Below are 15,796 nucleotides of genomic sequence, written 5' to 3' on the forward strand. Positions count from 1 at the left end.
TGAAGATGGGTAGTTTATACCGCTCCAGAAGGGATAGATGGTTTAGCGGTCTGCTAGGCGGACTGGGCGAATACTTCGGAATCAGCTCTACGGCGCTGCGGATCTTGACGATCATCAGCGTGCCGTTCACGGGTGGGACGACGATCTTCATATACCTGATTGCATCGCTTGTCATTTCGAAAGAGCCCTATGAACCATTCGATCCATACTTTCATAACGACGGTTGGAATGGCAACGGAGGTGCAGGCGGTTACGGCGGCGGAATGCCGGGCGGACCGGGTGGTCCCGGATACGGATGGGGTCCGCAGCGTCCCCCGCAGCCTCCATTTAGAGGCAACGCCCATGGCGCCAACCAACCTTACGGAAACAACAATCCATACAACGGCAACGTAAATGCCGGAAATTCCGGATTTAACGGGGCGGAGGCCTCCAATCTGGATTCCATGATGCAAGATATCGAAAAGAAAGCCATGAAAAAAGAACTGGAAGAGCTTCGTAAAAAGCTTTCCAACTATGAGAAGGGAGAAGTGTAAACAATGGGAGTATTCAAAAGAATTAAAGATATCACAAAGGCATCTGTCAATGACATGTTGGATAAGGTAGAGGATCCAATCGTAATGCTTAACCAATACCTGCGCGATATGGAGGCAGAAATCCGTGACGCCGAGGTAACCGTAGCTAAACAAATGGCTAATGAACGCAGAATGAAGCAGCGCCTTGACGAAGCTATCCGTATTTCCGGCCAAAGAGAGGCACAAGCCGAAATCGCTCTGAGAAACGGGCAGGAAGAAGTAGCACGCAAGCTGCTGGAAGAAAAAATTCACTTCGACCAAAAGCAAGCGGAATTCAGCGATTTGCATACTCAATCCGAGGCGCAAGCCAACGAGTTGAAACAACAGCTCCATGAAATGAAGGATGAGTTCTACAAACTGCGCAACAAACGTAACGAGCTGGTAAGCCGTGCGCAAATGGCTAAGGCTAGAAAGCAAATGTCCCAAATCAGCACGCTGCACTCGATCGAAAGCGGCAACGCTTCGCTCGGATTCCACCGGATGGAAGAGAAAATCATGCAGTTGGAAGCTGAGGCGGAAGTGTCCGGCGCAGTCTACCGGGGTACAACACCTTCGACTTATATCAGCCCGGCCGATGCCGAAAAGCAGTTGAAAGTAGATGCTCAGCTCGAAGCTTTGAAAGCTAAACTGAGCCCGGCTGAGAAACGCGAAGAAAGCGCGGAGTAACAGCTACACAGTAAGTAGGACAATGTGTTATGCTAGACCATGGTAAAGCCATGCGGTATGGATTCCATACCGTTATGGCTTTTCCAACTTATGACCGGCAGGAGGTGCGGCATGGATAAGCGGAAAAGGTTCCTCGCCATCGGATTGATCGGACTTGGCCTTTTGATGATTTTCGGCAACTGGCTGAGTTTTTTAACCATCGTCGCCCTATTTGTTTTAGGATACGGAATCTACAAGGTTCGCCAAGGGGAAGAGGTCAAAACGGGATACATTTTAATGGCCGTAGGCGGAGGGTTGATCCTGCTGGATCATTTTATGTTGGTCGTTGCGATTCTCATGGTCTCGTTAGGCTTATATTATGCAAAAATTCGCAAAACACAACCCCAGGGCAATTATATGCAAAAGCAGAGCATCACGTCGAGCATTCACTGGGATCGTGATCCTTGGACTTTGAGAAATACAAGCATGTGGCACATCTTGGGGGAAATTGACATCGATATGTCACTTTCCATTATGGAGGGCACAAACAACATCCTCATGTTTCAGGGGATTGTCGGCGATATTGATCTGGCCGTGTCCGAGGATTATGGTGTCGAGATCGAAGCGTTCGTATTGTTCGGACAGATTGAGTTTGGTCATGACCGGGAAACGGGAATGTTGAACCGGTTATACTGGAAATCGCCGAATTATGAAGAGCGCGACCAAAAAGTGAAAATTATTATCTCCTATTTAGTGGGAGATGTAGATATACGATTAATTTAAGTCGGGAGGATCGCTCCGCATGAAGAATAAAAGACCTGGGAACATGGTTTCCCGAAGTATGCGGGAGGGGATTCTCCTGTGCTTTGTTTTACTGGCCGTTATTGTGTATGTTCTATATACATATGGATATTTCAAGCCGTCAACCAGTTGGAGAACGGGGATTCAGGCCGGATTGACGCTGCTGACCCTGCTGCTCAGCGTTGGAGCGGCTTTTGGTTTCTTTCAGGGATACCGTCAGAAGCGGAAGATTGATCTATTGCGGAATGCTTTGCTTCAATGGGAAAAGGGCAATCAGACCGGAACGGTGCCGAAGCTTGGCGTCGATGAGATCGGGGGGCTTGGGGAGCAACTGGAGCGGATCGGCAAGCGTTGGGAAGAGCAGGTGAGCTCGCTGCAGCGGCTCTCCACACATAACGCGCAGCTTGCAGAGCAGGCCAGAGTTTCGGCGATCGTGGAGGAAAGGCAAAGGCTTGCCCGAGAGCTTCATGATGCGGTATCCCAGCAGTTGTTCGCGATTTCCATGACGGCTACGGCCGTAGGACGAACGCTGGATAAAGACTTCGACAAGGCCCAGCGCCAGGTCGAATTGATCGAAGAGATGGCCTCTGTGGCCCAATCCGAAATGAGAGCGCTGCTGCTGCATTTACGGCCCGTCTATTTGGAGGGGAAGGAGTTGTCGCAAGGCTTGCGCGAGCTTGTGAAAGAACTCAAGACCAAGGTGCCGATGGACTTGTCGCTTGAAATGGATGAGGAGCTCAATCTCGGGAAAGGAATCGAGAATCATCTGTTCCGCATCATCCAGGAGGCGATGTCCAATACGCTGCGCCATGCCAAGGCCGACAAAATGGAGATCCGGATCCACCGGAAGGGAGATACGGCGGTTAAAGTTACGCTGCGAGACAACGGAATAGGCTTTCAACTTGATGACAAGAAGCAGGCCTCCTATGGCTTGTCGACGATGCAGGAGCGGGTTCGGGAGATCGGCGGTTCGATTCAATTCATTACTGCTCCGGGCAAGGGAACGCGCATTGAAATTACAATACCGTTATTGAATGAGGAAATCGGGGGGGACGATCATCATGGAGATGGAAATGGAGAAGTTGATTAAAGTGCTGCTGGTTGACGACCATGAGATGGTGCGGATCGGACTTGCAGCCGTACTGGGCACCGAGGAAGGCATTGAAGTCGTCGGCGAGGCCAGCAGCGGAGAAGAGGGAATTCGGCTGGCTCAGGAGTATAGACCTGATGTCGTTTTGATGGATTTGGTGATGGAAGGGATGGACGGCATCGAGACGACGCGGCAGTTGCTCGCGCTGTATCCGGAATGCAAGGTGATCGTATTGACCAGTTATCTCGACGACGAGAAGATGTATCCGGTTATCGAAGCCGGAGCGTTCAGCTATCTGCTGAAGACCTCCCGGGCTTCCGAAATCGCGGAAGCGATCCGTGCCGCGGCCAGAGGCCAGTCCGTATTGGAATCCCAGGTTGCTTCCAAAATGATGAACCGGTTCCGTCAACCCAAACCGGAAACCCCGGCCCATGAAGACCTCACCGAACGGGAAATGGACGTTCTTCGCTTATTGGCGCAAGGCAAATCGAATCAGGATATCGCCGATGATCTGATCATTGGTATCAAGACAGTGAAGTTCCACGTTACGAACATTCTGGCCAAGCTGGGTGTCGAAGATCGCACCCAGGCTGCGATCTATGCCTACAAGAACGGCCTTGCGGAATGAAATATGAAAGAAGCAGCCCGGCGGCGTATGCCGGGTTGCTTCTTTTTTAATGATCGGACAATTTGTAGGAAGTGGCGTGTACGACCTTTAAATTAACTTCAACATCCCCCAAATCAATTTTTGAGATGAGGGAATTAGACGTGCCGGAGCTCAGTCGTTTCCAATTGGCATTATGCTTTCTGTACAATTTTTTCTCGAGTCCGTAAATATCGATATCCTTCTGCCGGGCTTCGGCAAATGTAGTTCTTACCTCTTTAGCAACCGCGATTTGGGCTAACTCCTTGATTTTTTGAGCGGTTGCGCTGCTCTCCTTATTGACTTCTACAACATGAATACGGGCTTTTATCTTCATCCCGGCAACAGGAACGCCGGCTTTAATTTTGAAATGAGACTTCGACTTGGAGTCCACAATATTAAGTACGACGTGGCTTCCGTCCGGCATGTCCACCGTTAAGGGATATTTGTACATTTTTCTGAAGGAAGTGTATCTCACTCCGTTCAAGTGCTCCATGTCCATAAAACCCGTGCTTTTTCCTTTTGAAATGCAGAATGCTCCGTTCAGCTTCACAAGATTGATCGGGTCGTTGTAATCTTTCCAAACCTCGTCAGTTATAGTAATCGACGGAAGCAGCGCTCGCCCGGCGGGCTCGTTAATCCCATTAATGAGTTTGATTAATTGGATCGGCTCGATCGAGGAATATTGCTTGAACACTTCCATGGGATCCATAAGCTCGGAGTTGATCACGGAATGATTGAGCAGCGATACGCTTGAAAGCAGTTGGCCCATCTCCTGGTCCGTTCCAAACACCCAGGGGGTGTAGCGGAAGTCACGGGAACGAAGCAGGCTCGCTACAGTTTCGGATAAATGGCTCTCCAGCAATGACCTGGAGAAGACGATCGTTTTGACATGAGTCCAGAGCGTACGCTGCTGAGAGGCGGGATATAGGTTGTTAAGCGCATCCGTCATTGTTGCTCCTTCAGCTTTGCCAATCCATATTTTCGCTTTTCCGGTATTGGAAGGGGTATCCTGTCGGGAAATTTCCGAAAAGTCCAGCATTTGGGCATAAATCACATAGTGATCCTTGACGTAATCTACGCCGAGCGCGGTGATGAAGTTGACGCTTTGAACCTCTTTGACATCCCAGCAGCCGGTGAGCAGAAGCGTGAGCATTAACAGGACGGACATGACTTTCAAGACTGGTTCCCCCTTCCTTTGTCATCTTGGGTTCGCAGATAATGTGGCCTTTGTATTTTCTTATCCGCCGGCTCTTTTATAACGGCCACGAGGAAGTCTTTTTTATGGAAGGGAGAAATAGGCGCCAGGTAGGGAACGCCGTATGTCTCCAGCGATGAAATATACAGTACGACGGCGAAAGTTCCGATCATGAAACCGAACATGCCCAGCAAAGAGGAGAGGACCAGGATTACCAACCGTATTTGGGAAGCGCTCCCGCTGAGCGTCTGATTGATCAGAGCGGACGCCGCTACGATCGTTATAGCCACGGTGACAATGATGGTCGGTGAAGTAATTCCGGCGCGGATCGCCGCATCTCCGATAATTAAGCCCCCTACGACGGTAACTGTCTGGCCCAAAGCTTTAGGCAGCCGACGCCCCGCTTCGTTAAAGATTTCAAACAGAAACAGCATAATAAAAGTTTCGAGGGGAATCGGAAACGGTAATCCTTGTCTCGAATTGGTGATGGTCGCCAGCAGGGGCAGCGGAATCTGTTCCAGATTAAACGTCGTTAGCGCAATATAGAAGCCCGGCAGAAAGAAGGAAATCAACAGACCTGCAATCCGCAGTATTTTTTGCAGGGATACAATAAAATAGGCCGTATTGGCGTCCTCCGGGGAAATAAGCTGGTTCATCAGAGTTACGGGAGCGATAATCGCCATTGGCGATCCGTCGACCATAACTGCGAATTTGCCGGATAACAAGGCGTCCGCAGCAAAATCCGGTCTACCTGTGTAATCGGTTAGAGGGAATAAGGTGTGGCCTTTTTTTCCCGAAACAATTGCTTCAATGAATGAGGTGCCGATAATGGCGTCCGTATCGATCCCGTTCAATCTGCTGCGGATTTCCTCCAGAATGTCGGGGTTGATGATATCGTTGATATAAAAAAGGGCAATCCGGGTTTCGCCGCGCCGCCCTTTCACCAACTGCTCGATACTTAGCGAATGGGTGCGAAGCCGCTTACGCATCAATGCAATGTTGGTCGTTAATTCCTCGGTGAAACCGTCGCGGGGGCCTTTGATCGAGGATTCGGTCAAGGGCTCTTCCGGAGAACGGGCTGGAGGATTAGAGATATCCAGACTAAAGCAGGATTGCAGCTTCTCTATGAAGACAATCAGATTTCCGCTGTATATCCGATAAGCGATATCATGTAAGCTGTCGATCTGTACGGGAGTCAATGGCAGGTGGTTATTATGCTCGATCTCAGTTGGCACAGCCGCGGGATAATCCCTGAAAATGGCGGCAAGGCCGGGAAGCACGAGCTGATTCAGTTGCTTGAAGTCGATCATTCCAGCCGAAAATGCAAGGATCACAGGCTGGGTGTCCAAATCGGAACCTGCGGCGTTAAAACAGTGAAGCATTACGTCTGCCGAGTTCTCGAAATATTCCTTAAACAATTCTTGAGTTATGATTAGAGGTTTGCCGGGTGACCTGGATCCCGGATCATGTTCCATGAGTGGAGCCTCCTTTTTTGCGGCCGGGCAGAAGAGCAGCGATGGCGAGCAGCAGGGTAAGACCGCACATCAGCATTAAATTTCCCGGGAAAATATAATGGAATATCATAAATTGAAACTGTACATCGTTGAAAACGTAATTTCCCAGCGGAATTAAGGCAATAGCCATAACTAGCAGCAGAATGAAGCGGGACTTGGACTTCTTGAACTCCCATAAATCAGCGGCAGCAAACAGAGCGAAGGATATCCGGATAGCACTCCCGGAAAGCCACTGATATATGGAGAAAAAATCGGTTTGTGATATATACTTCCCAAATCCGGCAATTCTCCATTCTTCATATGCGGGATACCGCTGCAGCGAGGCTTCATATGGATTGAACTCGGAGATTGCTCCGGTAAGCGGCCCGATTGTAAGGCCGGTAATGATTACGGCTAACAGGACGAAGTGTTTCTTTTTTAATGGCTTTTCGAGGTGTGGCTGGATGAACAAAATGAGGAAAAATTCGAACAAACCGGAGCAGGCATACACCATGCCTTTTACCGGAGGCCCCCAGCCAAATTCAAGAATAGGAAATAAAAGGCTGTAGTCTTTGAACTCCACATTGGCTATTCCGACATAAAAGCCTAAGACGACAACGAGGGGGAGAAGCAGTCCCGATGCTACGGCAATGGTTTTTATACCAAGGGTTGCCCCGGCTAAACAAAGTCCGAGAAGTACAATCAGAGTGGCCCAGGTCGGGGTATAAGGCAAAAATGTGTTCTTGGTCCATGTGATCGTGTCGAATAAGGTAAACCAGGCTATCGTAAAAAAATAAATGGTAAGAACCGCGCGGAACAAATAGGAGGGGAACGCTCCAAACCGGCTGCTGATCCAGCTGTGCAACGATTTACTCCGGGTCCTGTTTGTAATAAAGATGAGCAGACAAGTAAATATGCCGAATGGAAGAATGGAGAGAATGACGGAAAACCAGGCATCCCGCTTGGCGGCCTGCATCAAAGCCGGGATAACAAATACATGGTTGGTGATCCCCACGGTGAGCATAACCATCATAATGGCTTGCGATATGGAGGGCTTTGGCGATTTTATCATCTACAGGCTCCTTTCTTCGAAAATTTCAGTATATGGTATCCAAATCAAGAAAAGATATGCAGGTATAAGTTGCTCTCTATCAGGACATCCTGTTCTCATAGATTAATAGAGTAGCGGAGGAAATGAAGATGCCTATTCCGGTGGAAAAGTGGAGGAACGGATCGATCATATTGGCGGGTTGCATGCTGTTGCTGATTTTGCTTTTGGGCAGCTTGGCTAAAGACCAGGCATCCGCAGTGAAAGAAGGCGGTCCCGTCGATGCTGCGGCCGCTCAGTGGGACAAACTGCTTGCTCTGGGCACCGGTTCTATTCATGAAGAAATGAAGGGCACGGTGAAATGGCAGGGGGATTGGAACACGCTGTTGGCGCCGGAAGAAGCGATAGGAGTGCTCGCCACCCGACTGGGTCTGTCCGAAGTTGAACCGGAGACAGTACAAGATCATGAGGTTTATTCCGCGTATGGCCGTTCGATGGAAATCCGCTCCAAACTAACGGTTACGCCGGTCAAGGAAGGGACCTATTATGTCATTCTTAGACTGGAGGGGGAAGGCATGGAGACATTGAAGGAAATGAAATCCGAGCAGACGGTTTCCGGAGAATCGCTTGCGGATGAGGGAGTATCCATTCACTGGAACGCGGCTTTGCAGGGGACGATGAAGCCGGAGAACGGGGGATCTCCCGATACGGGTAAAATCGTAAGCACATCGATTGAAGACAGAATGCAAGAGCTGGAGGATTATGCTGCCCATGCATTAAAAATGGGACTTGTGGAAAATTATAAAGACGCAGACACCGTCAGCCGGACTTACTACATTCCCGATCTACCATTATCCGTGAGTAGCGGCGGCAAGACCGTGTCGTTGCAGATGGCCGTTCACCGCAATTCGGAAACGGGGTTGGAGGAATTGTCGTTAGGCTCACCCTTGCTGACAATTGAATATTAGAGGTTGTCTTGAAAACCTGACTGTTTGAACTCGCACTATAAGTGAAGGCAATGTAAATATTAGATAAATATTAGATGAATTTTCTGAAATACCGTCATTTTTTGATATGAATATGATGGCATCCTTTATGTGAATATGCTAAAATTACATCACATCCAGTGATGCCGTGTAAATTCATATCATTGGTGGGTAATTGAATAAATATTCACTATATTACATAGAAAGAAATGAGGAGCCATGGCTGATATTCAAAATCTAGAATCACTGCAGACACCAGGAGCGGTATTTTTTATTTTTGGGGCAACCGGAGATTTGGCACGCCGCAAGCTCTTTCCCGCTATATATTCACTCTATCGCGAAGGAAAGCTGGCTGAGGACTTCGCCGTAATCGGCGTGGCACGCCGTCCGCGTTCGCAGGAGGAATTCCGGGATGACGTTCATCGCTCTATTCAGGAATTTTGCCGTTATAAAGTGGAGGATGAATCGAAGTGGACGCAGTTTGCTGAGCATTTTTCCTACAAATCTCTGGACATCAACAACATTGACGGATATCACGAGCTTCGCGAACTGACCGAATCCGTGGAATCCCGTTTCAGCATTCCGGGTAACCGGCTGTTCTACCTGGCGCTTGCGCCCGAGCTGTTCGGCAGCGTATCCTTCAACCTGCAGAAGGGCGGCATGCTTAGCAGCGGCGGCTGGCACCGGCTGGTCATCGAGAAGCCGTTCGGCTACGATCTGCTCTCCGCACAGAAGCTGAACGAAGAACTGAATCAGGTCTTCAAAGAAGAAGAAATTTACCGGATCGACCACTATCTCGGCAAAGAGATGGTTCAAAATATTGAAGTAATCCGTTTTGCCAATGCGTTCTTTGAGCCGCTTTGGAACAACAAGCATATCGCAAATATTCAAATCACGCTTAGCGAAACCGTGGGCGTAGAAGAACGCGGCGGATATTACGATCATTCGGGAGCTCTGCGTGACATGGGCCAGAACCATATGCTGCAGATGCTGACTATGATTGCGATGGAGCCGCCTAGCCGTTTGTACCCGGAAGATATCCGGGACGAGAAGGTGAAGGTTCTCCGTTCATTGCGTCCGTACGCTTCCCCTGTGGAAGTGAAAGAGAGCGTCATTCGCGGTCAATATACGGAAGGCGAAAGCAAAGGCAAGAAGCTTCCTGGATACCGCCAGGAGGATAAGGTGGACCCGAACTCCAACACGGAAACTTACTTTGCGGCGAAAGTATTCGTTGACAATTTCCGCTGGGCCGGCGTACCGTTCTATATCCGTACAGGCAAACGTCTTCCGGTTAAGACAACTGAAGTTGTCGTAGAGTTCAAGCAAATGCCGACGAACGTATATCTGGGTCAGAAGCATAACCTGGAGCCGAACCTGCTTGTTATTCGCGTAAACCCTATGGAAGGGATCTATATCAAGATCAACGCGAAGAAGCCAGGCTCCGATTCCAAGATCGAACCGTTGGCGATGGAATTCTGCCAAAGCTGCCAGGTCGGGATCAACTCGCCGGAAGCCTATGAGCGTCTGATCCTTGATGCGGCGCACGGGGATTCCACCTACTTTACCCGCTGGGACGAAGTGGCTACCGCTTGGGCGTTCATCGACCGGATCGCATCGGCATGGGCGCAAAATCCGGGAGATATCAGTTCTTATCCTGCCGGTTCCTGGGGTCCGCAAGAAGCCCATGAACTGCTCGCCAAGGATGGATTCCACTGGTGGCCGGTCAATGGCCAGGAAGAAGATAATGTCGTTTGGGTAACGCCGTAACCTGAACCAAATAAATTGATGTGAGACTACAAACTGCCTTCGGGAGAACCCGAGGGCGGTTTTTTTGCGTTGTTTTACAATTTGAGCAGTTAGGTTTTTTCCATATCTTGTATTCCGAAATTATCAAGCGGATGGTAGGATATGGTATATAAAGTACGAGGAGTGAAATTATGAAACAAATTGGAGTAAAGGTCATAGCATTCTTTTTGGGCATAGTCATGTTATTCCCAACGATCGTTTCTGCAGGTACAGCAACACCCGGGTTGCCGCTAAGGATCGAAATTAATGGGGAAAAGGTTACGAAGTTTTCAAGTGAGCCGTTTTTTGATGAAAATGATGTCGTTTTCGTCCCGTTATCTTTTTTATCGGACACCTTACATATGAGAGTTGAACAGAGCGGAAATGATGTAATTATAATTTATGACAGAAAGAAGCTTGAATTTAAATCGGGAGAGACATCGTATCGGATAAACGAAAAAGCCGGCCAGTTCAAAACCGCTTCCGTCGTCAAAGAGGAGACGTTATTCACGCCGCTGCAGGGGATCTGCGAGGCCTTTGGGATTACTTATAAATGGGACGGACTGGTCAATACCTCTTACCTTATATGGAATGGGGAACCGGATCCGGATGTTATACTCCCCGGTCCAACTCCAGTATCCAGTGAAGTGTCTCTGCAGCAAAGCCAGTTAAACGGGAATCTGGCAAATTTCGGGTCGGTTGCGAGTACGGACAAGTATCATTTTTATGTCAAACAATCGATTAAGCAGAGTGTGCTTTACAGATATGATCTAAAAACAAAGCAAACCAAACAGATTACAAGTGGAGAAAGTATTTATAATCTGGTTCCATACGGGGAGTGGCTGTATTTCTTGGGGGATAATCCGGGTTCCGGCTCTCACGACGCATATTCTCTTTACAAAATTAAAATGGACGGTACGAAGAAATCAATCGTAGGGAAGAAAAATGATTTGGCGCGGGTGTTTGTCATCGATAAGGGCTGGATCTATTTCGGAAACTGGAAGGATCAACAACGCCTGTACAAAATGAAACTGGACGGATCTGGACTGAAGAAGCTCGGTGATGTATCTCTGGACTATCTTCAAATTCGAGGCGACTGGCTGATCGCCGCGGACTCGAATGTTGTTTACATTTACACTACAGCCGGGCAAAAGGTAGCTGAGTTTTACTTGAGAGGCAGAAATATGACCGTTATCGGTGATAACTTGAGAATGAGCGGTTTCTCGGGAGAAATTACGACCATTCCGTTAAAAGCCGGTTCGCTTCTACAGGATACCCTGAAGATAAAAAGCGCTGACGTCCTTGCTCAGGTAAATGAGATTGACATAGAGGTTATCAATTACAAAAATAATATTGCTTATATGTATTTCAGAGGGACCAGTCATATTTACAAAATGGCCTTGGATGACGAGCCTAAGCCAGTTCCTTTTGTGACTATTCCGAAAAGCGGTTCCGTTCAGGAGATTCAGATTGCAGGAAATTACATGTACTATACGGTTATTTATACGAAAGATGGCCATCGAATCATCAAGCGGGAGTTGTATCGAGTCTCCTTAGGAGGCCAAGTGAAGCCGGAGAAGCTATATACCGTAAATCAGTAAAAGCGCCTAAATAAGAATGATAGGTGATTGTTCAGCGTTCATTTCAAAATTAGGCTTATAGAATTCAATTTCCAGCTTCCGTATCTGCGTAAGTCAAGCCAAAATATGTTACAATAACAGGTATGACTTTGTAGAAGCGAGAGGAAAGTGAGAATGAGCAACGCATTGGGACAACTGCTGCAGCAGGAAGTGGATAAGCGGAGAACGTTTGCGATCATCTCCCACCCGGATGCAGGGAAAACGACATTAACAGAAAAGCTGCTTTTGTTCGGGGGCGCCATCCGTTTAGCGGGATCGGTTAAAGCCCGGAAAGCCAGCAAGCACGCAACAAGCGACTGGATGGAAATTGAGAAGCAGCGGGGAATCTCCGTGACATCTTCCGTCATGCAGTTTGACTATAACGGCCATCGTATCAATATTTTGGATACGCCGGGCCACCAGGATTTCAGTGAGGACACCTACCGGACTTTGACGGCTGCGGACAGCGCCGTGATGCTGATTGACGTCGCCAAAGGCGTCGAAGCGCAGACGATTAAGCTGTTCCAGGTATGCGCCAAGCGGGGAATCCCGATTTTTACGTTTATCAACAAATTGGACCGTGAAGGACGCAGTCCGTTCGAATTGATGGAGGAAATCGAGCAAGTGCTCGGTATCCGTTCCGTTCCGATGAACTGGCCGATCGGCATGGGCCGGGAATTGTGCGGCGTCTATGACCGGATGAAGAACCAGGTGGAACTGTTCCAGGGAGACGACCATTCGAACATTCAAGTGAAAAAAGTGGATGGTTACGAGGATCCGGTCATTCGCGAAATGGCGGGCGACTATCTGCACGACCAGTTGTGCCAGGACTTGGAGCTGCTGGATGTAGCGGGCGATCCGTTCGATCTTGAAAAAGTGAAACGCGGGGAATTGACGCCGGTTTTCTTCGGCAGTGCGGTGAACAATTTCGGCGTACAGACATTCCTCGAGAACTTCCTTCAACTGGCACCGAAACCGGAGCCGCGCCGGAGCACTACGGGGGTCGTTGAACCGACGAACGAGAAATTCTCCGGCTACGTGTTCAAGATCCAGGCCAATATGAACCCGGCGCACCGGGACCGGATCGCATTCCTTCGGATCGTGTCCGGAAAGTTCGAGCGCGGAATGTCAGTTAAGCATGTTCGGGTGGGTAAGGAAATCAAGCTGTCCCAGCCGCAGCAATTTTTGGCTCAGGACCGGGACATTGTGACCGAGGCTTATCCGGGCGATATTATCGGCTTGTTCGACCCGGGAATTTTCCGGATCGGAGATTCGCTTAGTCAAGGCGGGGAAGTTTCCTTTGATGAACTTCCAACCTTTTCGCCGGAAATCTTCGCAAAGGTTACGGTCAAGAATGCCCTCAAGCATAAGCAGTATCAAAAAGGGATCGACCAGTTGACCGAGGAAGGGACGATTCAGGTCTTCACCACGGTAGGCTTTGAAGATACGCTGCTGGGCGTTGTCGGACAATTGCAGTTTGAAGTGTTCGAATACCGGATGAAGGGCGAATACGGAGTCGATGTGATGCTTCAGCGGATGCCGTTCCAATTTGCCCGCTGGATTGTCGCGGACAAAGTCGATCCTTCGAAGTTCCGCATTAATTCCACTTTGGTAAAAGATAAAAAAGGCAACTATGTCGCCTTGTTCGAAAATGAATATGCGATGCGTACGGCGATGGAGAAAAATCCGGACGCGCAGTTTTTGGAGACGGCTCCATAAGCCATCCAGGAAACCAGAGATTTTGATCTTATGAAAACAAGCCTTTCAGCGGAATGCTGAAGGCTTGTTTTTTTCGGGCAGGGTCTTATTTCAACGGCTTAAGATTACTGTGTTCCAGCTGGTCTTGCAGCACGGAAACCAACTCATCCTGTTTGGTGTGATCAATGTTCTTCCAGATCACCTCAAACACTACACCGAGACCGGGCAAAGCGGCTTCCTGTGCATCGATTGAGCCTTCGATCATATCGCGCATTCCGCTTTCGCTTTTGCCGTGGATTTTATGCAGAACGGCTTCACGCAAACTCATGGTGATTGGCATTGGTAACCCTCCTTGAAATAGTGATCGCCCAAAACTTAACGTTCCCGGTCAAGGGGCCAAAAATTCAAGTTTGCATGACATTGTGATATACTATATCAATCCATAAGTCTCTAGGATGGTGAAGAAATGGCTCATACGGAGAAAAAACAATTTGCCGTAATCGGCATGGGACGATTCGGTTTAAGTGTGGCTAAAGCGCTCAGCGGAATGGGGTTTGACGTACTCGCGATCGATGCGGACGAACAGCATACCCAGGCGGTGTCGAATATAGTGACTCATGCGGTATCGGCGGATTCCACCGATGAAGAAGCGCTTCGGGCGCTCGGAATCCGCAACTTCGATGTCGTGGTCGTGGCGATCGGGGAAGATATCCAGGCAAGCATTCTCACGACGCTTATTTTGAAAGATATGGGCGGCCCGCTGATTGTAGTCAAGGCTCAGAATGAGCTGCACGGGAAAGTGCTGCAAAAGATCGGCGCGGATAAAGTGATTTATCCGGAGCGGGACATGGGGCTGCGCGTAGCGCATCATCTGACCTCTCCGAATATTCTGGATTACATCGAATTATCGGATGAATACAGCATTGTCGAGCTGCGCGCCACCAAGGCCATGCTTGGCCAAAACCTGAAGGAACTGAACGTACGCGCCAAATTTGGCTGCAACGTGATGGCGATCAAACGCGGATCGAAGATGAATATTTCTCCATCCTCCAGCGACCGCCTCTCCGAAGGCGATATCCTCGTCATTGTCGGCGAGAAGAATGACCTGACCAAGATGGAGCTGGCCTATTCGGAGGCTTGATCGAGGAAATGATTTTGGCAAAGGAATGAACCGGACATGCAAATATTGTCTCCGCAAAATCCGCGGGTAAAAGAATGGGCGGGACTGCTTGAGAAGAAGCAGCGCGATAAGCAGGGCAAGTTCCTCATCGAAGGCATCCATCTCGTCCAGGAGGCGCTGGAGGCGCGAGCGGATATCGAATGCGTCTGCTACGAGGCGGAGGCGGGAATTCCCGGCGAGTTAGCCGAGGCTGCATCCGCAGGCCTGGACGTGGAGTGGATCGCGGTGTCTGAAGCCGTGATCGGAAAATGCAGCGATACGAAGACGCCGCAGCCGGTGTTCGCCGTCGTCCGCAAAGCCGGCGGGGCCTTGCAGCCGCTGCTGGATACGGCAGGCGGCCTGGTTGTGGTGCTTGACGGCGTGCAGGATCCCGGCAACGTCGGCACCATTATCCGCACCGCCGACGCAGTCGGTGCGGACGGGGTTATTGTCGGCGCCGGATGCGCCGACATCTACGGGCCCAAGGTGCTGCGCGCCACCATGGGCTCGCTCTTTCACTTGCCGGTGGTACACGGCAAGCTGGATGAGCTGCTGCCGCAGGCCAAGGCTCGCGGCATCCGGCTCGCCGGCACCAGCCTGCAGGCAGCGGTGAACTGCTACGCGTACGATTTCACCGGGCCGCTATGGCTGATGTTCGGCAGCGAAGGAAGCGGCCTGAGTCCGGAAGTCCGCGACCTCATGGACGACGGCCTCATCATCCCGATGCGCGGCCGCGCCGAATCGCTGAACGTGGCGATGGCCGCCTCGGTGCTGCTGTACGAAGCGCTGCGGCAGCGGGAGTTCTCGACCGGCCGATAATGGCGGCCAACGATCCTAAACAATAATAAAGACTGGAGAGGTTCAGCAGCACTTTGCTGGAACCTTGCTCCAGTCTTTTTTTTAATGAGACTAATTTAATAGATTAATTGCTACTTTGCATGGCAAGCTAGCAAATGGGGGTTCGGTTTACGAGCGTTTGTTGTCGGACTCGAAACAATAAGGCTTCGAAGAAAAAGTAGTTTTTGTACAAAAAGAGTATGATTCCGCCATTTTCGTTTA

15 protein-coding genes are annotated in these 15,796 nt (G+C 49.7%); 11 read left to right on the plus strand and 4 right to left on the minus strand.

Annotation, left to right across the window (positions count from 1 at the left end):
• Positions 1-5: 5 nt before the first annotated feature.
• From KB559_RS23470 to KB559_RS23490, 5 genes are all read left to right on the plus strand, one after another.
• Positions 6-533, plus strand: coding sequence for a PspC domain-containing protein (locus KB559_RS23470; protein WP_211025738.1), 528 nt, complete (start codon positions 6-8; stop codon positions 531-533).
• A gap of 3 nt (positions 534-536) precedes the next feature.
• Positions 537-1,238 (plus strand): PspA/IM30 family protein, encoded by a 702-nt coding sequence (locus KB559_RS23475; protein ID WP_211025674.1) that lies wholly within the window; start codon positions 537-539, stop codon positions 1,236-1,238.
• A gap of 111 nt (positions 1,239-1,349) precedes the next feature.
• Positions 1,350-2,000: a cell wall-active antibiotics response protein LiaF gene (liaF, locus tag KB559_RS23480; protein ID WP_211025676.1), complete on the plus strand. Its 651-nt coding sequence runs from the start codon at positions 1,350-1,352 to the stop codon at positions 1,998-2,000.
• A 19-nt stretch (positions 2,001-2,019) separates the two neighbouring features.
• The gene (locus KB559_RS23485) at positions 2,020-3,108 is read left to right on the plus strand and encodes a sensor histidine kinase (protein ID WP_211025678.1); all 1,089 of its coding nucleotides are present in this window, start codon (positions 2,020-2,022) and stop codon (positions 3,106-3,108) included.
• Positions 3,086-3,736 carry a response regulator gene (locus tag KB559_RS23490; RefSeq protein ID WP_435530092.1) on the plus strand — a complete coding sequence of 217 codons (651 nt, stop codon included), beginning with the start codon at positions 3,086-3,088 and terminating at the stop codon, positions 3,734-3,736. The genes KB559_RS23485 and KB559_RS23490 overlap by 23 nt, the downstream gene beginning before the upstream one ends.
• Before the next feature lie 46 nt (positions 3,737-3,782).
• Here the strand turns inward: KB559_RS23490 and KB559_RS23495 are convergent, their stop codons facing one another.
• From KB559_RS23495 to KB559_RS23505, 3 genes are read right to left on the minus strand one after another with little or no spacing between them, the layout of a single operon-like run.
• Complete coding sequence (locus KB559_RS23495) at positions 3,783-4,922, minus strand: Ger(x)C family spore germination protein (RefSeq protein WP_247682053.1); 1,140 nt, start codon at positions 4,920-4,922, stop codon at positions 3,783-3,785.
• A 5-nt stretch (positions 4,923-4,927) separates the two neighbouring features.
• Positions 4,928-6,424 (minus strand): spore germination protein, encoded by a 1,497-nt coding sequence (locus KB559_RS23500; RefSeq protein WP_211025682.1) that lies wholly within the window; start codon positions 6,422-6,424, stop codon positions 4,928-4,930.
• Positions 6,414-7,514, minus strand: coding sequence for an endospore germination permease (locus tag KB559_RS23505; protein WP_211025684.1), 1,101 nt, complete (start codon positions 7,512-7,514; stop codon positions 6,414-6,416). The genes KB559_RS23500 and KB559_RS23505 overlap by 11 nt, the downstream gene beginning before the upstream one ends.
• A 128-nt stretch (positions 7,515-7,642) precedes the next feature.
• Here KB559_RS23505 and KB559_RS23510 point away from each other — a divergent pair, with 128 nt between their 5' ends.
• From KB559_RS23510 to KB559_RS23525, 4 genes are all read left to right on the plus strand, one after another.
• Positions 7,643-8,458, plus strand: a complete 816-nt coding sequence (locus KB559_RS23510) for a YwmB family TATA-box binding protein (RefSeq protein ID WP_211025686.1) — start codon at positions 7,643-7,645, stop codon at positions 8,456-8,458.
• A gap of 237 nt (positions 8,459-8,695) precedes the next feature.
• Positions 8,696-10,243 carry a glucose-6-phosphate dehydrogenase gene (gene zwf / locus KB559_RS23515; protein ID WP_211025688.1) on the plus strand — a complete coding sequence of 516 codons (1,548 nt, stop codon included), beginning with the start codon at positions 8,696-8,698 and terminating at the stop codon, positions 10,241-10,243.
• 170 nt (positions 10,244-10,413) lie between these two features.
• A complete protein-coding gene (locus KB559_RS23520; RefSeq protein WP_211025690.1) occupies positions 10,414-11,862 on the plus strand; it encodes a DUF5050 domain-containing protein in 1,449 nt (482 codons plus the stop codon).
• A gap of 153 nt (positions 11,863-12,015) precedes the next feature.
• A complete protein-coding gene (locus tag KB559_RS23525) occupies positions 12,016-13,599 on the plus strand; it encodes a peptide chain release factor 3 (protein ID WP_211025692.1) in 1,584 nt (527 codons plus the stop codon).
• Between the two features lie 85 nt (positions 13,600-13,684).
• Here KB559_RS23525 and sspI read toward each other — a convergent pair whose 3' ends face one another.
• Positions 13,685-13,918 carry a small acid-soluble spore protein SspI gene (gene sspI / locus KB559_RS23530; RefSeq protein ID WP_211025694.1) on the minus strand — a complete coding sequence of 78 codons (234 nt, stop codon included), beginning with the start codon at positions 13,916-13,918 and terminating at the stop codon, positions 13,685-13,687.
• 126 nt (positions 13,919-14,044) lie between these two features.
• On the opposite strand from sspI, the gene KB559_RS23535 reads away from it, so the two are divergent.
• Complete coding sequence (locus KB559_RS23535; protein WP_211025696.1) at positions 14,045-14,719, plus strand: potassium channel family protein; 675 nt, start codon at positions 14,045-14,047, stop codon at positions 14,717-14,719.
• Positions 14,720-14,755: 36 nt separating this feature from the next.
• Positions 14,756-15,556: a TrmH family RNA methyltransferase gene (locus KB559_RS23540; RefSeq protein WP_211025698.1), complete on the plus strand. Its 801-nt coding sequence runs from the start codon at positions 14,756-14,758 to the stop codon at positions 15,554-15,556.
• Positions 15,557-15,796 lie beyond the last annotated feature (240 nt).

This window comes from Paenibacillus sp. Marseille-P2973 (assembly GCF_018101095.1).
Lineage (GTDB): Bacteria > Bacillota > Bacilli > Paenibacillales > Paenibacillaceae > Fontibacillus > Fontibacillus vini.